The 22440-nt window shown below is 64.3% G+C and carries 18 protein-coding genes; 17 read left to right on the forward strand and 1 reads right to left on the reverse strand.

All coding sequences use genetic code 11. The features are described 5' to 3' along the window. The first annotated feature begins 315 nt into the window (after positions 1 to 315). From E4O92_RS24505 to E4O92_RS24555, 11 genes are all read left to right on the forward strand, one after another. Positions 316 to 2640 (forward strand): DUF3141 domain-containing protein, encoded by a 2325-nt coding sequence (locus E4O92_RS24505; protein ID WP_135192261.1) that lies wholly within the window; start codon positions 316 to 318, stop codon positions 2638 to 2640. A 28-nt stretch (positions 2641 to 2668) separates the two neighbouring features. Further along, positions 2669 to 3607, forward strand: a complete 939-nt coding sequence (locus E4O92_RS24510; RefSeq protein WP_135192262.1) for a phosphate acetyltransferase — start codon at positions 2669 to 2671, stop codon at positions 3605 to 3607. 4 nt (positions 3608 to 3611) lie between these two features. Then, positions 3612 to 4805 (forward strand): acetate/propionate family kinase, encoded by a 1194-nt coding sequence (locus E4O92_RS24515; RefSeq protein ID WP_135192263.1) that lies wholly within the window; start codon positions 3612 to 3614, stop codon positions 4803 to 4805. Then, on the forward strand, positions 4802 to 5449 hold the full coding sequence (locus tag E4O92_RS24520; RefSeq protein WP_135192264.1) for a CoA transferase subunit A: 648 nt from the start codon (positions 4802 to 4804) through the stop codon (positions 5447 to 5449). The genes E4O92_RS24515 and E4O92_RS24520 overlap by 4 nt, the downstream gene beginning before the upstream one ends. Positions 5450 to 5455: 6 nt before the next feature. Further along, the gene (locus tag E4O92_RS24525; RefSeq protein ID WP_135192265.1) at positions 5456 to 6121 is read left to right on the forward strand and encodes a 3-oxoacid CoA-transferase subunit B; all 666 of its coding nucleotides are present in this window, start codon (positions 5456 to 5458) and stop codon (positions 6119 to 6121) included. Further along, the gene (fabI, locus tag E4O92_RS24530; protein ID WP_135192266.1) at positions 6118 to 6900 is read left to right on the forward strand and encodes an enoyl-ACP reductase FabI; all 783 of its coding nucleotides are present in this window, start codon (positions 6118 to 6120) and stop codon (positions 6898 to 6900) included. The genes E4O92_RS24525 and fabI overlap by 4 nt, the downstream gene beginning before the upstream one ends. Before the next feature lie 38 nt (positions 6901 to 6938). Then, positions 6939 to 7958, forward strand: a complete 1020-nt coding sequence (locus E4O92_RS24535; protein WP_135192267.1) for a hypothetical protein — start codon at positions 6939 to 6941, stop codon at positions 7956 to 7958. Positions 7959 to 7973: 15 nt separating this feature from the next. Beyond that, positions 7974 to 8843: a F0F1 ATP synthase subunit gamma gene (atpG, locus tag E4O92_RS24540; protein WP_135192268.1), complete on the forward strand. Its 870-nt coding sequence runs from the start codon at positions 7974 to 7976 to the stop codon at positions 8841 to 8843. A 17-nt stretch (positions 8844 to 8860) separates the two neighbouring features. Then, entirely contained in the window at positions 8861 to 9289 is a 429-nt protein-coding gene (locus tag E4O92_RS24545) for a F0F1 ATP synthase subunit epsilon (RefSeq protein WP_135192269.1), read from the forward strand. Between the two features lie 88 nt (positions 9290 to 9377). Continuing rightward, the gene (locus E4O92_RS24550; RefSeq protein ID WP_135192270.1) at positions 9378 to 9815 is read left to right on the forward strand and encodes a hypothetical protein; all 438 of its coding nucleotides are present in this window, start codon (positions 9378 to 9380) and stop codon (positions 9813 to 9815) included. Between the two features lie 20 nt (positions 9816 to 9835). Next, entirely contained in the window at positions 9836 to 10930 is a 1095-nt protein-coding gene (locus tag E4O92_RS24555; protein ID WP_135192271.1) for a calcium:cation antiporter, read from the forward strand. 75 nt (positions 10931 to 11005) lie between these two features. On the opposite strand, the gene E4O92_RS24560 is transcribed toward E4O92_RS24555, so the two are convergent. Then, positions 11006 to 12097: an AI-2E family transporter gene (locus E4O92_RS24560; RefSeq protein WP_167759879.1), complete on the reverse strand. Its 1092-nt coding sequence runs from the start codon at positions 12095 to 12097 to the stop codon at positions 11006 to 11008. A gap of 419 nt (positions 12098 to 12516) precedes the next feature. Between E4O92_RS24560 and E4O92_RS24565 the strand changes: the two genes are divergently transcribed. The 6 genes from E4O92_RS24565 (at position 12517) to E4O92_RS24590 (ending at position 22260) form a co-directional block, all read left to right on the forward strand. Further along, the gene (locus E4O92_RS24565) at positions 12517 to 14799 is read left to right on the forward strand and encodes a heavy metal translocating P-type ATPase (protein WP_135192273.1); all 2283 of its coding nucleotides are present in this window, start codon (positions 12517 to 12519) and stop codon (positions 14797 to 14799) included. Further along, a complete protein-coding gene (locus E4O92_RS24570; protein ID WP_135192274.1) occupies positions 14783 to 15385 on the forward strand; it encodes a cytochrome b in 603 nt (200 codons plus the stop codon). The genes E4O92_RS24565 and E4O92_RS24570 overlap by 17 nt, the downstream gene beginning before the upstream one ends. A 179-nt stretch (positions 15386 to 15564) precedes the next feature. After that, on the forward strand, positions 15565 to 16773 hold the full coding sequence (locus E4O92_RS24575) for an efflux RND transporter periplasmic adaptor subunit (RefSeq protein WP_135192275.1): 1209 nt from the start codon (positions 15565 to 15567) through the stop codon (positions 16771 to 16773). Between the two features lie 24 nt (positions 16774 to 16797). After that, complete coding sequence (locus E4O92_RS24580; RefSeq protein ID WP_135192276.1) at positions 16798 to 20004, forward strand: efflux RND transporter permease subunit; 3207 nt, start codon at positions 16798 to 16800, stop codon at positions 20002 to 20004. Between the two features lie 2 nt (positions 20005 to 20006). Further along, the gene (locus tag E4O92_RS24585; RefSeq protein ID WP_135192277.1) at positions 20007 to 21440 is read left to right on the forward strand and encodes an efflux transporter outer membrane subunit; all 1434 of its coding nucleotides are present in this window, start codon (positions 20007 to 20009) and stop codon (positions 21438 to 21440) included. A gap of 7 nt (positions 21441 to 21447) precedes the next feature. After that, positions 21448 to 22260, forward strand: coding sequence for a DUF2092 domain-containing protein (locus E4O92_RS24590; RefSeq protein WP_229483736.1), 813 nt, complete (start codon positions 21448 to 21450; stop codon positions 22258 to 22260). Positions 22261 to 22440 lie beyond the last annotated feature (180 nt).

Raw genomic sequence — 22440 nt, forward strand, 5'->3', positions numbered from 1 at the left:
TTGTGCCAGTCGTTAGCGCGGACGCAAACTATGCGCAACCGTACCGCGTGGGCACCGGTGCCCACCCTACGCCTCTTCAAGAGCTAACGGCTGGTTCACGATCGTAGGGTGGGCACCCCGTGCCCACGCGGTACGGTTGCGCAGTGTTGACGTCGACCGCATGCGCCCGGCTCCTGATTGGCCTTTGGTCTCATTGCCTCCCATCCCCAATCGATAAGAACATCTAGCAAAACATGCAGGGCCTCGGGCCGTGGGGCGAACTTTGCATGGAACGCTTGCCGGCCTGGTCCTTGCCTATTTGCGCGAGGTCGTCACATGGATGCAGGTACGCAGCTAGGGCGCAGCCAGGAGGTCGGCATCAAGATTGGGCTGATCCTGCGCAAACGCGCCGAACACGGATTACAGCAGTACACAGAGCGGGTGCGCGACGCGCTCGGCGCCGGGGATGGCGGCCCAAGCCGGGTGCCGGTGCTGTCGGCCGGGGTCGATCCGCTGGGCGCCTGGCAATACCTGGTCGACGCCGGCCAGCGCAGCGTGCTGTTCTGGGACACGCTGCGCCAGCGCGGCAACGACTTTGTAGAGCACACGATGCATGGCCTGGAGCCGGTCCTGCACTTCGATTCCGAGATGGTGCTCGATGGCCGTGCGTTCGAGCGCCCGGTCAACTATGCGATGTTGCGCATCAAGCCACCCGCCGGGGTGGTGATCGATCCGGCCAAGCGCCCTTACATCGTCATCGACCCACGCGCCGGACACGGGCCTGGCATCGGCGGCTTCAAGGACGATTCGCAGGTCGGCGTGGCGCTGCGTGCCGGTCATCCGGTTTATTTCGTGATCTTCTTCCGCGACCCCGAGCGGGGCCAGACCATGCTCGACGTGTGCGCGGCCGAGCAGCGGTTCGTGCGCAAGGTGCGCCAGCTGCACCCGGAGAGCCCCAAGCCGGCGATTGTCGGCAACTGCCAGGGCGGCTGGGCCGCGATGATGATCAGCGCTTCGGCGCCCGAGGATACCGGCCCGGTGGTCATCAACGGCGCGCCGATGTCGTACTGGGGCGGGGCCTGGAGCGAGGGCGAGGGCGACAATCCGATGCGCTACTCGGGCGGCATGCTGGGCGGTACCTGGCTGGCGTCGCTGATGGCCGATCTGGGCAATGGCAAGTTCGATGGCGCCTGGCTGGTGCAGAATTTCGAGAACCTGAACCCGGCCAACAGCCTGTGGGACAAGTACTACCACCTGTACGCCAACGTCGACACAGAACCGCCGCGCTTTCTCGAGTTCGAGCACTGGTGGGGTGGTTACTACCTGATGAACCGCGAAGAGATCGAGTGGATCACGAAGAACCTTTTCGTCGGCAACAAGCTGTGGACCGGCGATGTCAAGTCGGCCAGCGGCAACGCGTTCGATCTGCGCGAGATTAAGTCGCCGATCATCCTGTTCGCCTCGATGGGCGACAACATCACGCCGCCGCAGCAGGCATTCAACTGGGTGGCCGACCTGTACGGTAGCACCGACGAGATTAAGGCGCGTGGCCAGGTAATCGTTGGCCTGATGCACGAAAGCGTTGGCCACTTGGGTATTTTCGTGTCGGGCAAGGTCGCGAAGAAGGAGCATACCCAGATCGTGTCGGTGCTGCAGACCATCGAGCGCCTGCCGCCGGGCCTGTACGCCATGCGAATCAACGAACGCCGCGGCGAGGACGGGAAGGTCGAATACGAGGTCGATTTCTGCGAGCGGCGTCTGGAAGAGGTGGCCGAGCGCTTCAATCGTTTCCAGCGGGTTGACGAGAAGCCGTTCGAGGCAGTCGAGGAAATCTCGGACTTCAACCAGCGCGCCTACGAGCTGTTCGCCCAGCCCACGGTGCAGGCGATGTCGAACGAATGGAGCGCGCTGACGCTGCGCATGTTCCATCCGCTGCGCGTGCATCATTGGGCGATCTCGGATCTGAATCCCTGGCTGGCCTGGCTGGGACCTGCGGCGAAGGCTGTGCAGACGCGGAGGAAGCCGGTCGACGCCGCCCAGCCGCTGCGCCAGATCGAGGACATCGGCTCGCGGATGCTCAGCGCGGGGCTGGACCTGTACCGCGCGCTGCGCGACGCGACCATCGAGGCCTCCTTCTTCAGCGTCTACGCCAACATGTTCTCGATGTACGTGGCCGACAAGCACGCGGCCGAGGTGAAGCGGCCGCCGGCCGCCGAGCCGCGCGAGCTGCCGTATGTGAAGGATGCCCTGGCGGCGATCGGGCAGGGGGCATACCCGGAAGCGTTCGCGCGCATCGGCGCGCTGCTTACGCGCCGCGGCGAACCGCTGCCTTTGAGCAGGCTGGTGGCGCTGGACGCGCTGGCGCACGACTATGGCGAATACCTGCCCAAGGTCGCGCCCGACGCGATGCGGCGTATCCGGGGCGAACAGGAGATCATCACGCGCTACGAACCGGAGCAGGCGCTGCTGTCGCTCCCGAGCCTGGTCCCCGACCCTGGCGAGCGCATGCGGCTCCTGACGCTGCTCGACAAGCTGATGGCCGATCCGCGCATCCAGGCAGGGCAGCCCAGCGGCGATCAGCAGGCGACCCTGGCGCGCATCCGCACCGTGCTGGGGGCGCGCGCCCTGGAGCGGCGCACCGAGCCGGCCGCCACCAAGTAGCGCGGCCGCAGAAGCGAAAGGACACATCATGAACGACAAGCACGCCAAGTACCAGCGGCTGATCGACTTCTGCAAAGCGCTGCCGCCGCTGCCCACCGCCGTGGCCCATCCCTGCGACAAGAGCTCGCTCGAAGGCGCTGTCGAGGCAGCGCAGCTGGGACTGATCGCGCCGATCCTGGTTGGCCCCTCCGCGCGCATCAGGGACGTCGCGCAGGAGTTCAGCATTTCGATCTCGGACTATCCGCTGGTGGATGCGCCCTACAGCGAGGCCGCAGCCGCCGAAGCGGTGCAGCTGGTGCGCGAGGGGAAGGTCGAGGCGCTGATGAAGGGCAGCCTGCACACCGACGAGCTGATGGGCGCGGTTGTCAAGCGCGACTCGGGTATGCGCACCGGGCGCCGCGTGAGCCACTGCTTTGTGATGGACGTGCCGGGCCATGAGAACGCCCTGATCATTACTGACGCCGCGATCAACATCGCGCCCACGCTGGAAGAGAAGAAGGACATCCTGCAGAACGCGATCGACCTCGCCCACGCGCTGATGGTCCCGGAAGTGCGGGTGGCGGTGCTGTCGGCGATGGAGCTGGTCAATCCCAAGGTGCCCTCGACCATCGACGCCGCCGCGCTGTGCAAGATGGTCGACCGCCGGCAAATCACCGGCGCGCTGGTCGACGGCCCGCTCGCGCTGGACAACGCGATCGATCCGGAGGCGGCGCGCATCAAGGGCATCGATTCGCGGGTCGCCGGGCGTGCCAATGTGCTGATGGTGCCAGACCTGGAAGCCGGGAACATGCTGGCCAAGAGCCTGTCGTTCCTGGCCGGGGCCGACGCCGCCGGCATAGTGCTGGGCGCGCGGGTGCCGATCATCCTGACCAGCCGCGCCGATTCGGCCATGACCCGCCGCGCGTCGTGCGCGGTGGCGGCGCTCGTCGCAAAGGCGCGGCGCGATGCCGGCAAGGCGATGGGGTGATGCCATGGCCGACCTGATCCTTGTGTTGAATGCCGGTTCCTCGAGCATCAAGTTCCGCGGATACGCCATCGCCGGGCGCGAACCGCAATTGGTGGTGCGCGGCCAGATCGAGGGCTTGTACACCGATGGTGCGCGCTTTACGGTGAAGGACGCGATGGGCGAGCGCAGCGACGAGCATCGCTGGCCGTCGGGCTCGCAGCTCGACCACGAAGGCGCGATCCGCTACCTTGGCGACTGGCTGCGCGGCCATCGCGAGGCCCACCGCGTGGCGGCGGTCGGGCACCGGGTGGTGCACGGCGGCCTCAAGTTCGTGGAGCCGACCCTGGTCACGCCGGAGGTGATCGAAGAGCTGGCCGAACTGTCGCCGCTGGCGCCGCTGCACCAGCCGCACAACCTGGCGCCGATGCGGGTGATGGCCGCGCTGCGTCCGGATCTGCCGCAGGTGGCGTGCTTTGATACCGCGTTCCACCGCACCCAGCCGGCAGTGGCGCAGGCATTCGCGCTGCCGCACGCGATCACCACGCGCGGTGTGCAGCGCTACGGCTTTCACGGCCTGTCGTACGAATATATCGCGGGCGTGCTGCCGTCGGTCGCGCCGCAGGCCGCACGCGGGCGCACTGTGGTCGCGCACCTGGGCAACGGCGCCAGCATGTGCGCGATGCAGGATGGGCGCAGCGTGGCCAGCACCATGGGTTTTACCGCGCTGGACGGCCTGCCGATGGGCACCCGCTGCGGCAACCTCGACCCCGGCGTGATCCTGTACCTGATCGACGAGCTGGAGATGGACACGGCCACGATCGGGGACATGCTCTACAAGCATTCGGGGCTGCTCGGCGTGTCGGGCGTGTCGAGCGATATGCGGGTGCTGCTCGCCAGCGAGGAACCGCACGCGCGCTTTGCGATCGAGCTGTTCACCTACTGGATCGGGCGCGAGCTCGGCACGCTGGCGGCCGCGCTCGGGGGATTGGACGCGCTCGTGTTCACGGCCGGCATTGGCGAGCACGCGGCCCCGATTCGTGAGCGGGTGTGCCGCCACGCAGCCTGGCTGGGGCTTGAGTTCGACCCGGCCGCCAACGAGGCCGGCGGGCCGCGCATCAGCGTTCAAAGGAGCCGGGTGTCGGCCTGGGTGGTCCCGACCGACGAGGAACTGCTGATCGCGCGCCAGACGATGGCAGTCACCGGCATGGGGCTGGCATGAAGACCATTGCCATCGACAAGGCCGTCGAGATGATCCCAGACGGCGCCAGCGTGATGATTGGCGGGTTCATGGGCATCGGCACGCCACAGGCCTTGATGGATGAGCTGGTGCGCCAGCAAAAGCGCAACCTGACCGTGATCGGCAACGACACTTCGGTGCCCGGCAACGGGATCGGCAAGCTGGTGTCGGGCGGCGTGGTTGGCAAGGCGATCGTCAGCCATATCGGGCTCAACCCGGAGACCCAGGCCAAGATGAACGCGGGCGAGATCGAGGTCGAGCTGGTACCGCAGGGCACCCTGATCGAGCGCATCCGCGCCGCCGGGTTTGGGCTGGGCGGCATCCTGACCCCGACCGGCGTGGGCACCGTGGTCGAGGAGGGCAAGCGCAAGCTCGAGGTCGATGGCAGGCAGTATCTGGTCGAGCCTCCGCTGCCCGCCGACTTCGCGCTGGTCGAAGCCTTCCTGTCGGACTACTACGGCAACCTGACCTATGCGCTCACGGCGCGCAACTTCAACCCCGTGATGGCGATGGCGGCGGCCACCGTGATCGTGGACGCCGCGCATGTGGTCCCGGTCGGGATGATCTCGCCAGACAACGTGGTCACGCCGGCGGTGCTGGTCGACTACCTGATTGCCCATAATTGAACAGCCATGGACCCGCAAACTTTGATCGCCAAGCGCATCGCGCAGGAACTCGCACCGGGCATGCTGGTGAACCTTGGGATCGGCATCCCGACCCTGGTCGCCAACTACGTCCCTGGCCATCTGCGCATCTACTTCCAGTCCGAGAACGGCCTGATCGGCACCGGCCCGATCCCCGAGGAAGGCATGTTCGAGCGCTACCTGACCGACGCCGCCGGCCAGCCGGTCAGCGCGCTGCCGGGCGCCGCGACCTTCGACAGCGCCATGTCGTTCGGCCTGATCCGCGGCGGCCACCTCGACATCACGGTGCTGGGCGGGCTGCAGGTGGACGAGGGCGGCATGCTCGCCAACTGGATGATCCCAGGGAAGATGGTGCCCGGCATGGGCGGGGCGATGGACCTGGTCACCGGCGCCAGGCGCGTGATCGTCGCGATGCGCCACACGGCCGGGGGCAAGCCGAAGATCGTCAAGCGCTGCACGCTTCCGCTGACGTCGGTGCGCCCGGTCGACCTGGTGGTCACCGAACTGGCCGTGATCACGTTTGCGGGCGGCGTCGCCACGCTGGCCGAGACCGCGCCCGGCGTGACCGTGCAGCAGGTGCTGGCCGCCACCGAGGCGGCGCTGGCGGTGCCGGACCAGGTGCCGCAGATGAACATCGAAGGAGCGACATCATGACACTCGATATTCCCCGTCCGGTGCTCAAGGGCGCCAAGGCGCTGGTGACCGGCATCGCCAACGACCAGTCGATTGCGTACGGCTGCGCCAAGGCGTTCCGGGAGCTGGGCGCCGAGCTGGCTATCACCTACCTCAACGAGAAGAGCCGCGGCTATGTCGAGCCGCTGGCCAAGGAGTTGGGCGCGGCGATCTTCATGCCGCTGGACGTATCGCGCGAGCAGGAGGTGGACGCGATGTTCGAGCGCATCGGCCAGGAGTGGGGCGAGCTCGACATCTTCGTGCACTCGATGGCGTGGGCTCCGAAGGACGACCTGCAGGGAGGGCTCTTGAACTGCTCGGCGCAGGGCTTCTGCCAGGCGATGGACATCTCGTGCCACTCGTTCATCCGGCTCGCGCGGCGCTGCGCGCCCTTGATGAAAAACGGCGGCGTGATGTTCACCATGACCTATCACGGCGCCGACAAGGTGGTGCCGAACTATAACGTGATGGGCCCGGTCAAGGCCGCACTCGAGGCCAGCGTGCGTTACCTGGCGTACGAGCTCGGCCCCCAGCGGATCCGGGTGCACGCGATCTCGCCGGGGCCGCTCAAGACGCGCGCTGCCTCGGGCCTGAAGGACTTCGAGCGCATGCTGGCCGACGCCGCCCAGCGTGCGCCGCTGGGCGAACTGGTCGACATCGACGACGTCGGCTACACCTGTGCGTTTCTGGCCACGCCGCTGGCCAAACGCGTCTCAGGCGACACGGTGTACGTCGACGGCGGTGCTCACATCATGGCGTGACAGCGCGCAGCTGCGTTGACCAGGAGGGCGCGATGGGCATGTTTGGCAGATTCTTGCGCCGGCCGTCGGCGCCGGTGCGGGACAGAATCGATCGGCAGCGCATCGACGACGCGGCCGGCCGCATCGTCGGCCTGAACCCGCACCTGCGGATGGCGCGCCGTTCTCGGGAGCGCCTGGCCCCGGCGTTGACGACCACGCTGCGCTACCTCGACGGCGTGATGGCAAAGGTTCCCCCGGCGCGCATGGCCAGCGCCGGCACCTGGAACGACGACCCCTACATCCATGCCTTTTTCGTGGCCGCCACCGACGTCGCGCCGGTGCTGTCGCGCGCGATCGAGGTGCGCGCCTGCTTCGCGCGCTATCCGGCGCTGACGGAAGTATACGCCTTGCTCGGGATGGCGATGATCGACAAGCACATCCTGGGTGCGGCGCTGGAGGGCGAGACGCTGCGGCGCGACGTGGTGCAGCAGACGGTGAGCTTTTCCGACCACCAGGTGCGCGTCTGCGCCCCGTCCGAGGCCGAATTGCGCCAGGAGATCGTGCGCCGCCTGGTCGAGCAGTACGGCCTGGCGGCGCTGCGGCGCGTGGCGGCGGACGAGTCGCGGCGCGAAATACTCGAGCAGGAACGGGCGCTGCTCAAGACACGCCTGACGCTGCTGGAGCGCGAGGGCGTGGGGGTGCGTGGCGTGCTTGGCGGCGATGAGCCGACCAGCGCCGCGGAACTGGCGCGCCTGCATGAGCAGGTCGCGGACAACCAGCGCGCCCTGGAGCGGCTGGGCATCCGCTCCGAGGCGATTGAGCGCACGCTGGGGCAGGTGATCGACGTGCTGTCCGAACCGGGCGCCATCCTGGTCGTGGAAAACAGGCCGCTGCGCCTGTCCAGGACCAATGTGGTGCTGCCCGACGAGGATGGCGAGGGCGAAGCGATCGAGGTGCCGGTGGCGCGTGTGCCCCCCGTGCCGAATCTCATGCGCGCGTTTTCGCTGGTGCGTTTTGCCCGCGCGGAGCTGCAGGCAGTGGCCAGTCCAAGCGAGCAGGCCGCGCGCCTGCTCGGTTGAATACGGGAGGATGTCATGGCAGGCTTTAAGGAAATCCGGGTCAAGATCCGCAGCGTCGAGAGCACCCGCAAGATCACGCGGGCGATGGAAATGGTGGCCGTGTCCAAGATGCGCAAGGCGCAGGAGCGCATGCGCGCGGCGCGGCCGTACGCCAGCCGGGTGCGCAACATCGCCGGCCACCTGGCCGAATCGACGCCGGAATATACCCATCCGTTCATGATCCGGCACGACGCGGTCAAGCGCTTCGGGCTGATCGTGGTCACTACCGACAAGGGGCTGTGCGGCGGGATGAACACCAATGTGCTGCGGCTGGCGACCAACCGCATGCGCGAGTTCGAGAACCGCGGCGTGGGCTGCGACGTGGTCGCTATCGGCTCCAAGGGGCTGGGATTCCTGAACCGGATCGGGGCGCACGTGGTGGCGCATGCCACCCAGCTGGGCGATACCCCGCACCTGGAGCGCCTGATCGGGCCGATCAAGGTGCTGCTCGACGCCTGCCTGGCCGGCCAACTCGCCGGGGTCGAGATCCTGTACACGCGGTTCGTGAACGCGATGACCCAGGAGGCGCTGAACGAGGAGCTGGTGCCGTTGACGCCGGAGCGGATACGCCCCGAGCGCGGCAGCCACAGCTGGGATTACATCACCGAGCCCGACCCGCAGACCGTGATCGACGAGCTGGTGACGCGCTACATCGAGGCGATGATCTACCGCGCCGTGGTGGAGAACATGGCGTCGGAGCAGTCGGCGCGGCGGATGGCGATGAAGGCCGCCAGTGACAATGCCGGCAACGTGATCCATGAACTGACGCTGTTGTACAACAAGAACCGGCAGGCCGCGATCACGCAGGAAATTGCCGAGATCGTCTCGGGCGCGGCGGCGGTCTGAAGCGAAGGGAGCATGCCATGCCAGAGCGAACCATGCGCGTGGACGTGGTCTCGGCCGAGGCCGAGATCTTTTCCGGTGACGCGGAATTTGTCGCGCTGCCCGGCGAGGACGGCGAACTGGGGATTTATCCGCAGCATACGCCATTGCTCACCCGGATCCGTCCCGGCTCGGTGCGCATCAGGCTGCCGGGGAAGGGCGGGGAGGAACTGGTGTTCGTCGCCGGCGGCATCCTCGAGGTCCAGCCGGACGCGGTGACCGTGCTGGCCGAAACCGCGATCCGCGGGCACGACCTGGACGAGGCCAAGGCCAACGCCGCGCGCAAGCGGGCCGAGGAAGCGCTGGCCAACAGCAGCGCGCGCGTCGATTACGCCAAGGCGCAGGCCGAGCTGGCCGAGGCCATCGCCCAGCTGCAGGCGATCACCAGATTGCGCGACCGGCACCGATGAGTGTCGGGCAACCAGCACGCGCGCTGCCGGTCCAAGCATTGTAGGCACGGCGGCGCGGGGCCGTCGGCCGCTTGGGAACATCGCGATCATGATTACGCTCATCGGGGTATATGACAATTTTGACGCCGCGCGCGTCGCGCACAGCGAAGTGCTGGGCACCGGGCTGCGCTGGAACCAGGTGCAGCTCAATCCCGACCACGAGGTGCATCACGAGGCGCGCTCGGCCACTCCGCACACCGACGACCCGTCGGTCAGGGCCGGCATCGGCACCTTCGTCCGGTCGCTGTTCGGGGTCGGCGACAAGAGCACGTACAGCAATGTCTACGCCGAGGCGGTGCGGCGCGGCGACTACGTGCTGACGGTGGACGTCGACAGCAGCGAACAGTGCAGGCAGGTGGAGAGCATCATGCAGCGCCACGGTCCGGTCCACGTGGAGCAGCGCTCGGCCGACTGGATGCAGCATGGCTGGCGCGGCCACGATCCCGGGCAGGCGCCGGGCAGCGGCAAGCCTCCCGGTGGCCGATAGCCGGCACGCCGGCTGTCAACGTGAAATTCACCACATCCCTTCCTGTCTGGTCCATTGCCGCCCCGATTGCTGGTTGGATTTTGCTCTCGGGTGCCATCCTGGGTGCGGACCAGGTTCTGGGCGGTTTTTACGTGCTCCTGCTCGTGATCGGCCTGTTTGCCGGCGTGCTGGCCGCGGTATTTCACGCCAAGGTGATTGCGCGGCGAGTTGGCGAGCCGTATGGCACGCTGGTGCTGGCGGTGGCGGTGACGGCGATCGAAGTCGGGTTGATCGTGTCACTCATGGCCACAGGCGGCGCGGCCACCGCGAACCTGGCACGCGATACGGTCTATGTCGCGGTGATGATCATCCTGAACGGGATGATCGGCCTGTGCCTGCTGGTGGGCGGAATTCACCACGGGGAGCAGTCCTTCGGGCTGCGTGGGGTATTCGAAGCGCTTGTAACGCTCACGGCGATTTCGATGCTGACAATGGTACTGCCCAACTACACGGTTACCGTGCCGGGGCCAGCCTACAGTGGAACTCAGCTGGTTTTCATCGCCATCGTTTCGCTTGTGCTTTACGGGACCTTTGTACTGGTGCAGACAGTGCTGCACCGTGAACATTTTCTGCACAAGAACACTGCCCGCGACGCGCGCCGACATGCGGCGGCGCCCACGGCCAGGATTGCGTGGATCAGTCTTGGGTTGCTGCTCGCCTGCCTGGGCAGTGTGGTCCTGCTTGCCAAATCGCTCTCGCCGCCGGTGGAGGCGGCAGTCGATGCCGTTGGCGCGCCCAAGGCGCTCGTGGGGATCATTATCGCAGCCGTCGTACTCATGCCGGAATCGATTGCCGCGTTCCAGTCGGCGCGCGCCAACCGCTTGCAAACCAGTCTCAATCTGGCCCTGGGCTCGGCGCTGGCGTCCATCGGATTGACCATTCCGACGGTGGCCTTCGTGTCGCTGGCCACCGGTTCGGTCCTGTCGCTGGGCATCGACCTCAAGTCAACCGTGCTGTTGTTGCTATCCATTATTGCGGCGACCCTGTCGCTGGCGACAGGCCGTACCACGGTCATGCAAGGAACCGTGCATCTGGTGATCTTTGCGGTCTACTTGTTTATCACGATTTTTCCCTGAGCCGGGTGGATCAGCAGTCTGTTCAATTTCGATACCTTGCTATCAGACCAGACAGATTTGATGGCGGTGTCCGCTTTATTGTTTCGACGAGCGAGGTGGTTCAAAATCCTGTTTGCAGGGGATAATACGCATCCATTCCCGCCACACGGCGACCGCAATCGCCAGTATTATCGGCCCCACGAAAATACCGATCAAGCCGAATGCTGAGATTCCCCCAATCACGCCAAACATTGTGAGCAAAAAAGGGAGATGTGCGGCATTGCTGATTAATAGTGGGCGAATAATATTATCGATGGGATGCACAAGAAATATTCCCCATGCCAGCATTGCCAGTCCTTGCCACAGACTGCCACTTATAACAAGGAAAATGCTTATGGTTCCCCAGATTAACGCGGTTCCGAATATGGGGATTATCGAGGTAATCGCGGTTGCAACGCTTAAAATGGCCGGAGTTTCTAGACCAATTAGCCAATACCCCAGTCCGGCGATGAGTCCTTGCAATAAAGCGGAAAGGGCCATGCCTTGAACAACGGATCTGCTCATCCCGCCGGCGACGTCGATATACACGTCAATTCGACTCCCGATCAAGTAAAGCAGAGCTCTTCGGATTTCGCGCTGAATGGCTTCACCATCGCGATAGAAAAAGAAGATGCTGATCATGGCGAACGTGAGTTTGGCAGCGTTCCTCCCGACGCCACCCAACAAGGTGAGCAACTGTCTTGCGCCCATTTGGACTAACTGGACTACATGCTGCGTCAACTGTGTCGGTTCTGAAACGTGCTGTAGCCAACCCTGCAGCAACTTCCCGATCCATGGGATTCGAATAAGAAAATTCGGCATGAGAGATTGCGGCTGACGCAGATGTACCGCGCCGGCTTGATAAATTCGGATGAGGTCATTTTGGATTAAGCCAATGAGCCAAAACATCGGAAGAACCAGCGCAATGGTTAATCCAATTACTGCCAACAGCGCACTAAGGTTATGTCTTGCTCCCAGCTTGTGTCGAAACCAGCGATAAGCTGGCCAGGTAATGTAGACCAACAATACTGCCCAGGAAATCGAGACGAAGAACGGCTTCAAGATCAAATAGACGAGGCCAATCATTGCGCCGATCAAAACAATGGGCGTCATTCGACGGGCCCAACGCAAGGTGGCGAATCGGCTCATGGAATTATGTAAGCCAAGCACGTGAAAAGCCTTTGGGTATGCGCCCCGCCCCAAATACCGCAGACAGGGCATCCTGTTCAATTCTGGCGATAGCTCCCCCGACAGCGGGGGCAGTAATTACCTCCAACCTATTGCGAAGCGTCAGCATCATGGCTAGTTCGCCGTCGGCGACTATCATGACACGTGAGCCTCAATGCTGCCTGCTTACCGCGCGCGGCAACACTTCGTGAGATCTTCCACCTGTTGTGGAAGCCCCCGGGCGGGCCGATCATTAATCTTCGAGTTTCGAGTAATGCCGTATAAGAAACCGAGCCGCGTCGAAATGCGCTTGACTTGTATCAAGCGCATTGGTCATGCGGACTCGTAGCGTAAATTAGAGTACCCTCCCAATTGCCTCTCTGCGAAACGCGCGTAAATTTATGCCCGGTAGCAATCGACTCAACCTACTGCAAGTCAGCGCATGTGCTCTGGCATTGATCGGTGGCGCTGTATTACATTTATTGGGCAGGTCTAACATCGCCGGTTGGCTTTGGCTGAGCGGTGCTTGTCTCGTGCTCATAGCCGTAGTGATTGATACCGCTATCGCGCTGTGGCGTAGAAAGTTGGGGCTCGACCTCATTGCTCTTGTGGCGATCGCGGGCGCAATCGCACTTCAAGAGTATTTAACCGGGGCAGTAATTGCCTTGATGTTTGCCAGCGGTCGCGGGCTAGAAGACTACGCGGAAAAGCGTGCGCAAAAGGAAATGTCAGCTCTGCTGACCAAGGCGCCTCGTTTTGCCAATCGTTATGAGGGAAGCCGGATCGTCCAGGTCCCAGTAGCGTCGATTCGTCCAGGGGAACGCCTTGCGGTACGCCCGGGCGAAACGGTGCCGGTCGACGGTACTCTCGTCTCCGGCGCGCTCGTGGATGAGTCGAGTTTGACCGGAGAGTCTCTACCAGTTTCTTACTCACCTGGAAAATTGCTGGGCAGCGGGATCGTCAATGCCGGTGATGCATTCGACATGCTTGCAACCAGCACGGCCGAGAATAGTACCTTCAACAACATTATCCGCCTCGTTCAGGCCGCGCAGGAATCGAAAGCGCCGGCCATGCGACTGGCCGATCAATTTGCACTCCTGTTTGTTCCGCTTGCGTTAATTATCGCAGGGATCGCCTGGTTGTTTGCTGGCGACCCAGATCGCGCTTTGGCCGTGGTTGTCGTTGCGACACCTTGCCCATTAATCCTTGCGGTCCCGGTTGCCGTCGTCAGCGCGATGTCACGCTGCGCCCAAAGTGGTGTGCTCATCAAACACGGGGGGGCGCTCGAAAAGATGGCGCAGGTCAAAACTATGTTTTTCGACAAGACAGGTACGCTCACCGGTGGCAAAGCTCGGCTAACTGCCATTGGCACCGATCCTTCAATACAACCTGAAGAAGTGCTCAGGTTAGCGGCCTCGCTGGAACAAATGTCTGGCCACGCGATCGCGCAAGCCGTGGTTAGTGCCGCTATCGAACGCGGGCTGCCCCTATCCATTCCGGAAAATGTGACTGAGCAGCCGGGAGCAGGGCTGTCTGGCCTGGTAGATGGCAGAGACGTCCGCGTGGGCGGCTATGCGCACGTATTGGGTGAAGCAAAAACGCCGTCTTGGTCAAGGAATATAGTCGGGCGTATCGGACATGAGGGTGCCGCGGGCGTCTATATCGCGATCGGCGGCAGGTTCTGCGGGGTGCTGCAGATGATGGATGAGATCCGGCCAGAAACGCCTCGTGCCTTGCGGCTGCTGCGGGCATTAAACATCGAACGTATCGTCATGCTGACCGGAGACCGGCGTGATGTGGCCAAGTCCATTGGCGATTCCTTGGGCGTGGACGAGGTAATACCAGAGCAGACTCCGGAATCAAAACTGTCCGCAATTTCAGAAGCGCGTGCAAGCGGCGTGACGATGATGGTCGGCGACGGCATCAACGACGCGCCAGCTTTGGCTGCTGCCGACATAGGCGTGGCGATGGGCGCGCGTGGTGCTGCAGCCGCGGCGGAATCTGCGCAAGTCGTGTTGTTGGTTGACCGCTTGGATCGCCTGGCATTTGCGGTTCGCGTCGCAAAGCAGGCTCGGGTGATTGCCCTGCAAAGCGTGATTGGCGGCATGAGCCTGTCAATCATTGCCATGCTCGTTGCGGCCCTCGGCTATTTGCCACCTGTTGCAGGTGCGTTATTACAGGAGCTCATAGATGTTGCCGTTATCTTGAATGCACTGCGTGTCCTTCGTCTGCAATATGCAAAGCCGGGAGAAAAAATATCGGCAGACGATGTCAATAAACTCAAGGAAGAACATCTTCGGCTGTTGCCAATCATTGATCGTCTTAGCTGGCTGGCCGATCGAGCTGACACAATGCCCACGTCGGCAATTAGCGCGGAGCTTGCTTCGCTAAATGCATTGCTTCACAGTCAAATATTGCCACACGAGTCGAAGGATGACTCTACGCTGTATCCCGTTGTGGCGCGCATGATCGGCGGCGAAGATCCAATGGCTTCGATGAGCAGCACCCACCGGGAAATTTATCGTTTAAGCCGCGCGGTCGATCGGCTTGCTACTGGCATACGATCTGAACGCGATGAAGATTCGTCTATGCAAGAGCTACACCGCATCTTGTATGCGCTGGAGGCCATTCTACGGCTACACTTTGCTCAGGAAGAGGAGATTTATCATGGGCTTTCCTCATAAAAAAATTGGTTCTTTGAATAAAGCCGCAGCGGCCAGCAGCTTAGCCACTCGCTATCCCCCTATAGCGCAAGTATTCCACTGGGTTACTGCAATACTTGTGCTGATCGCTTTCCTTCTTGCCCCTGAAGAATCAGAACAACAGGTCTACGATCCCAGCGGTGATTTCGGCCGCCAGCTTCATGAAACGTTGGGGCTGGCAGTGCTAGGGCTAAGTGTCCTGCGCGTTCTATGGCTAGTGGTCGGCACGCGGCCCGAGCCTCCAGAGGTGGCACGTTGGATGGGCATTGCGTCAAAAGGAGTGCAGGGCGTTCTTTACCTGCTGCTCTTTGCTGTCCCCTTGACTGCGATTACTGGCGCATGGCTAGAGGGGCACCCCTTGACGCTGCTCGGCGGCGCAACAATCGCCCCCATGATTACCCCATCTCATCCTGCCGGGGAACTCATCACGGAAATCCATACGTGGCTGGGTAATGCCATTCTATGGGTGGCTGGAATTCATGCTTTTGCCGCATTGGTTCATCATTATTTCCTAAAAGATGGCGTGCTCGTCTCGATGTTGCCACGTTGGTTCTACCGACGACGGTAGGAGGATGCGCGAGCACGGCCGAACTTATTCCACGGCGGCGTCGATAGGACCAAAGTCCAATTAACCGTATCGCCGAACCGGCTTAAGTTGGTCCCAACTGTCCGCCCCGCGACGCGTGCGGGCGCGGCGGTGCCGGCAAGCGTCGACCGGTCCGGCAATTGAACTGTTGGAGGGGTGCGATGATTCGTCGTTGGTTTGCGCCATCCCGTGCCGCCAGCCGCGCGCGGTGCTGGTGCTCTGTCGTCGCTGTCTTTGCGGCCCTGGCCGGGTGCGCCAAGAAGGAGGCGCCGCCCGCTCCCGGTCCGGTGCAGGTGAGCGTCATGACAGTCGAACCGCGCGACACGCCGGTCCAGTTCGAGTTCGTGGCCCAGACCCAGAGCTCGCGCGAGGTGGAGATCAGGGCGCGGGTGGACGGCTTTCTCGACAAGCGCCTGTACACGGAAGGCGACATGGTGAAGGCCGGGCAGCCGATGTTCCAGATGGACCGCAAACCGTTCGAGGCGGCGCTGCAGTCGGCTCAGGGCCAGCTGGCGGAACAGAAGGCGCGGCTTGAGGTGGCGAGCGCCAACCTGGCCCGGGTGCGCCCGCTGGCCGCGCGTAATGCGGTCAGCAAGAAGGAACTGGACGACGCCATCGGCTTCGAAAAGCAGTCGGCCGCCGCCGTGCTGGCGGCGCAAGGCGACGTGCGCCAGGCTAACCTGAACCTGGGCTACACGACGATCAATTCGCCGCTCAAGGGCCTGTCCAGCTTCGCCAAGAAGCAGGAGGGCAGCTACCTGACGGCGGGCCAGGAGGGCTTGCTCACCACCGTGTCCCAGGTCGACCCGATATGGGTCAACTTTAGCGTTTCCGAAAACGAATTGCTCAGTTACCGCGACCAGCGCGCCGCAGGCAAGCTCCAGTTCCCGGCGAACCAGGATTTCGAGGTGGAGGTGGTGCTGGCCGACGGCAGCGTCTACCCGTATCGCGGCCGCATTAATTTTACGGCGCCGTCGTTCAGCACCGAAACCGGCACCTTCCTGGTGCGCACGGAGCTGCCCAATCCCAGCGGGCTGCTCCGCCCCGGCCAGTTCGTGCGCGCGCTGGTCATCGGCGCCACCCGCCCGGGCGCGATCCTGGTGCCGCAGCGCTCGGTGCAGCAGGGCGCCAAGGGGCATTACGTGTGGGTCATCGGTAACGACGGCAAGCCCCAGCAGCGTGTGGTCGAGGTCGGCGAGTGGCACGGCGACGACTGGTTCATCACCGACGGCTTAAAGAATGGCGAGCGGGTAGTGGTCGACGGGGCCGGGCGGGTAGCCCCGGGCGCGCCGTTGCAGATCGCTGCGGCGCCGAAGCAGGCGCAGGCGCAGGTGCAAGCAGGCGGGGCGGGCGGTGCGCCGCCGCGCTAGCCCTTGCTGCGGAGACGGCCAACGATGAATATCTCGCGCTTTTGCATCGACCACCCGATCTTCGCGTCGGTGATCTCGATCGTCATCACGCTCGCCGGCGCGGTGGCGATGGTCAAGTCGCCGATCGCGCAGTATCCCGACATTACGCCACCGCAGATCACGGTGTCGGCCACCTACCCCGGCGCGGACGCCAACGTGGTGGCCAATAACGTCGCCGCGCCCATCGAGCAGCAGGTCAACGGCGCCGACAACATGATCTACATGAACTCGTCGAGTTCGTCGACCGGCAACCTGACGCTCAATGTGTTCTTCGAGATCGGCACCGACCCCAACCTGGCCCAGGTCGACGTGCAGAACCGCGTCAACCTGGCGCTGCCGCAGCTGCCGTCGGCAGTGACCGCGCAGGGCGTGCAGGTGCAGAAGAAGTCCTCGGCGTTCATGATGGTGATCGCGATCTACTCGCCCACCCAGCGCTACGACCCGGTGTATGTGGCCAACTATGCCAACATCTACGTGCTGGACGCCTTGAAGCGCATCCCCGGCGCCAACCAGACCAGCATCTTCGGCACCCCCGACTACGCCATGCGGATCTGGCTCAAGCCGGACCGGATGGCCCAACTGGGCGTGACCGCGTCCGAGGTGCAGAACGCGGTCGCGGCGCAGAACCAGCAGTACGCGGTCGGGCGCCTTGGGCAGTCGCCCACCGGAACACCGGTCGAGCAGTCGTTCGCCGTGACCACCGCCGGGCGCATGACTGACGCGGCCGAGTTCGACAACATCATCATCCGCGCCGCCAATGGCGGCGCCGCCATCGTGCGGCTGAAGGACATCGGCCACGCCGAGCTGGGGCAGAAGGACTACTCGATCCGCGGCACCTTCCAGGGCAAGCCGGCGACGATGATGGCGGTGTACCAGCAGCCGGGCGCCAACGCGCTGGACGTGTCGAACCAGGTCAAGGCCACGCTGGCCCAGATGAAGAAGGAGTTCCCGGAGGGGATCGAGTACAAGGTCGTGATGGACACGACCGACTTCACGCGGGCCTCGATCCATGACGTGCTCAAGACCTTTTTCGAGGCAGTGATCCTGGTGGTGCTGGTGGTGTTCCTGTTCCTGCAAAGCCTGCGCGCGACCCTGATTCCGGTGCTGGCGGTGCCGGTATCGATCGTCGGCACCTTCATCGGCATGAAGGCGCTCGGCTTTTCGATCAACATGCTGACCCTGTTCGGCATGGTGCTGGCGATCGGCATCGTGGTCGACGACGCGATCGTGGTGATCGAAAACGTCGAGCGCAACATGACGGTGCGTAAGCTGGACCCGAAGGAGGCCGCCAAAGTGGCCATGGACGAGGTGTCCGGCCCGGTGGTGGCAATCGTGCTGGTGCTGTGCGCGGTGTTCGTGCCGGTCGCCTTCCTGGGCGGGATCACCGGCCAGCTGTACAAGCAGTTCGCGATCACGATCGCGATCTCGGTGGTGATCTCGGGCCTGGTGGCGCTGACCCTGTCGCCGGCGCTGGCGGCGCTGCTGCTCAAGCCGGTGCATGGCAAGAAGAACCGCTTCTTCCGCTGGTTCGAGCGCGGCTTTGATCGCATGACCAATGGCTATTCAGACGTGGTGGCGCTGACGATCAAGCGCGCCGCCATTGCGCTGCTGCTGTTTGCCGGCATGATCGCGCTGACCGTGGTGATGTTCAAGAGGGTGCCGAGCGCGTTCTTGCCGCCAGAGGACCAGGGCTATTTGCTGGGCGCGGTGATCATGCCCGACGCGGCCAGCCTGGACCGCACCAGCGAGGTCGGCACGCGCGTGTCCGATTACTTCATCAAGAACCCCGCGGTCGAGGGCGTGGCGGTGATCAACGGCTACAGCCTGCTCGACAACCAGATCAAGAACAACGCCGGCACCTTCTTTGTGGGGTTCAAGGACTTCGGGGAGCGCTACGCGAAGGACAACATCCGCACCCAGAACGCACGCACAGTACTGGAGCAGGCCTACAAGGCACTGGGCAACGATCCGCGCGGCGTGATCATGCCGGTCAATCCGCCATCAATCCCGGGCCTGGGCACCACCGGCGGCCTGGAGGTCTGGGTCCAGAGCAAGGGCGACAAGACCGTGGCGCAGATGGCAGGGTCGGTCGCCGAGTACCTGGCCCAGGCCAGGAAGGCGCCGGAGCTCTCGCGCGTGACCGCGACCTTCAACGCCAACTCGCAGCAGCTGATGGTGGACGTCGACCGCGACAAGGCCGAAACGCTGGGGGTGCCGGTGCAGGAGGTGTACGGCACGCTGCAGACCTTGTTCGGCTCGCTGTACGTGTCGCAGTTCATCAAGTCGAGCCGGCTGTGGCAGGTGATCCTGCAGGCCGAGCCGGCGTACCGGCTGAGCCCTAGCGACCTGGAGCGCCTGTTCGTGCGCAACCGGAACGGGGTGATGCTGCCGCTGTCCGCGGTGGTGACCAGCCACTATGCGACTGGCCCCGACCTGATGACCCGCTTTAACAACTTCCCGGCCGTGAAGATCACCGCCAACCCGGCCCCCGGCTACAGCTCGGGCCAGGCGATCGCCGCGCTTGAGCGCATCGGAGCCCAGGCGCTGCCGAGCGATTTCGGCCTGGCCTGGAGCGGCGAAGCGTTTGAAGAGAAAAAGGCGGGCGGCACATCGAGCTCCGTGTTCGTGTTCGGGATGGTGATGGTGTTCCTGATCCTGGCGGCGCAGTACGAGAAGTGGTCGCTGCCGCTGGGCGTGCTGATGGCGGTGCCGTTCGCGCTGTTCGGCGCGCTGGCGGCGGTGATGTTGCGCGGGCTGAACAACGACGTGTACTTCCAGATCGGGCTCACGATGCTGATCGCGCTGGCGGCCAAGAATGCGATCCTGATCTTCGAGTTTGCGGTGCTCAACCGCCAGCAAGGCGCATCGCACTACGACGCGGCGATGGTGGCCGCGCGCGAGCGGCTGCGTCCGATCGTGATGACCTCGCTCGCCTTCATCCTTGGCTGCGTGCCGCTGGCGATCGCGGTCGGCGCCTCGGCCAACAGCCGGCGCTCGATCGGCACCGGCGTGATCGGCGGCATGCTGGCGGCGACCGTGATCGCGGTGTTCTTCATCCCGATGTTCTATTACGTGATCGAGCGGACGGTCGAGCGCTTCAGCCGCAAGAAGGCCCCCGAGGCCGCGCACAAGGCGCCCACGGCAGGAGGCGTGACCGGCCAGCTGCCGCACGCGCCGCGCGACGGAGAGTAGCGATGCGCCATCCGTTTGTGCTGGCGGTGGCTGCATGTCTCCTGGCCGGCTGTGCCGTCGGGCCCGACTACAAGCGGCCGGCGGTCGACGCGCCCGCCGCGTTCCGGTTCGAGATCAAGGACGCGCGGGAGATGGCCAACACCGCGTGGTGGCAGCAGTTCAAGGACCCGGTGCTCGACCAGCTGATCGGCATTGCGCTGCTGGAAAACAAGGACGTCAAGATCGCGGCGGCGCGCATCGACGAGTTCCTTGGCCAGTACGCGACCACCCGTTCGTTCCTGTTTCCGCAGGTTGGCGCGTCGCTGTCCGGCCAGCGCCAGCGCTTGCCCAGCGCGGAGGCGCCGTTTCTCGGCTCCTTCAACGGCACGGTGTTCGAGACCTACAGCGCGCAGTTGTCGCTGAACTGGGAGATTGACCTGTTCGGCAAGCTGCGGCGCGCAACCGAGGCCGCGCGCGCCAACCTGCTGGCGAGCGAAGAGGGGCGGCGCGCGACGATCCTGACCCTGGTGTCGTCGGTGGCGGCGTCGTACATCGCGCTGCGCCAGCTCGACCGCCAACTGGAGATCGCCAAGGACACGGCCAGGACCCGCGGCGAGTCGATGGAGGTGTTCCGCGAGCGCTTCGAGGGCGGCACCGTGTCGGCGCTGGAGCTGGCCCAGAGCCAGTCCGACTACGAGGCGGCGCTGGTGGCGATTCCGCCGATCGAAACCCAGATCGCCCAAGCCGAGGACGCGCTGGCTCTGCTGTTGGGGCGCAACCCTGGACCGATCATGCGCGGCGTCGCGCTGTCCGACCTGGCTCTGCCGGCGGTACCGGCCGGGCTGCCTTCGCAATTGCTGGAGCGGCGTCCCGACCTGCGCCAGGCCGAGCAGAACCTGATCGCGGCCAATGCCCAGATCGGCGTGGCGCGGGCGCAGTACTTCCCGACCATTTCGCTCACCGGCCTGTTAGGCATGATTAGTGGGGAGTTCTCGGGCCTGTTCAAGGGGGCCAACAAGGCCTGGTCGTACGGGCTGGCGGGATCGATGCCGGTGTTTACCGCCGGCGGCATCGCGGGCACGGTGCAGACCGCCGAAGCGACGCAACAGGAAGCGCTGCTGCGTTACCAGCAGGCGATCCAGGGCGCGTTCCGCGATGTGTCCGACGCGCTGATCGCGCACACCAAGTCGCGCGAGCAGCTCGCCTACCAGGAACGCCAGGTGGCAACCCTGCGCAACTACCTGGAACTGGCGCGGCTGCGCTACGACAACGGCTATACCAGCTATATCGAGGTGCTCGATGCCGAGCGCAACCTGTACAGCGCCGAACAGGCGCAGGCCCAGACCCTGGGCAACGTGTACGTGTCCTTGGTGAACCTGTACAAGGCAATGGGCGGCGGCTGGGTGGCCCAGGCCGAGCGCATGACGCAACCGCAAACAACAAGCACAACCCGGTGAGGTGATCATGAATGCATTCCGTTTGGCCGCGGCGGCGCTGTTTGCCGCAGTAGTGGCCGTGGCAGGCGCGCCGGCCGCGCTCGGACAGGCGTCCGGCGCGGCGGCGCCGGCCGTCACCGAGAGCGAGAACGAGGCGTGGACGATCCTGATGCGCATGGCCGGCTACCTTTCCGGATTGCCGCGATTTAGCGTGAATGTGGTGAGCGACTACGATGCCGTGCAGGCGTCCGGCGACAAGATCGAATTTGGCGAGCGGCGCGAACTGGTCGTGGAACGCCCGAATCGCCTGCGCGTGGACACCGTACGCAGCGATGGAAGGCGTACCACCGGACTGTTCACGGGCTCCGAGATCGTGCTGGTCGACCATGCCAAGAAGGTCTACGCGAGCGCGGCGCAACCCGATGGGCTGGACGATAGCCTCCGGTTCTTCGTCGGTGAAATGGGCATGCGGCTGCCGTTGGCGCTGCTCTTGACGAGCAACCTGCAGCAGCAATTCGGGCACCGCGTGCGCAGCATCGATTATGTGGAAAAGACCAGCCTGTTCGGCGTGCCGGCGCACCATTTGATTGCGCGCGGCGACACGGTCGACTTCCAGGTCTGGGTCAGAGACGGTGAGCAGCCGCTGCCGCTGCGCGTGGTGCTGACCTACAAAAAAGAGCCGGGCCAGCCGCAGTTCCGCGCGCAGCTCGTCGACTGGAACCTGAACCCGGCCCTTACCGAAGCGACGTTCCGGCCGGAGATTCCGGCCGGGGCGCAGAAGATCCCGTTTGTGTCGCAGTTGGCGACGGTGCGCGCGGGCGGGCAGGGAGGCAAGCAATGAGGGGAGCGAGACATGAGTGAAGGAACTGGATTGTCGTATCGGACCCGCTGCGCGTTGCTGGCGTGCGCAGCGCTGCTGGTACTGGCTGATGCCGCGTTTGCACAGCGTGGTGGAGGGCGCGGAGGCGGCGGGGCGCGCGGTGGCGGCGCCGGTATGTCGCGGGGCGGAGGCGGCGCGCTG

It is taken from the genome of Massilia horti (genome assembly GCF_004614195.1).
Taxonomy (GTDB): domain Bacteria; phylum Pseudomonadota; class Gammaproteobacteria; order Burkholderiales; family Burkholderiaceae_D; genus Telluria; species Telluria horti.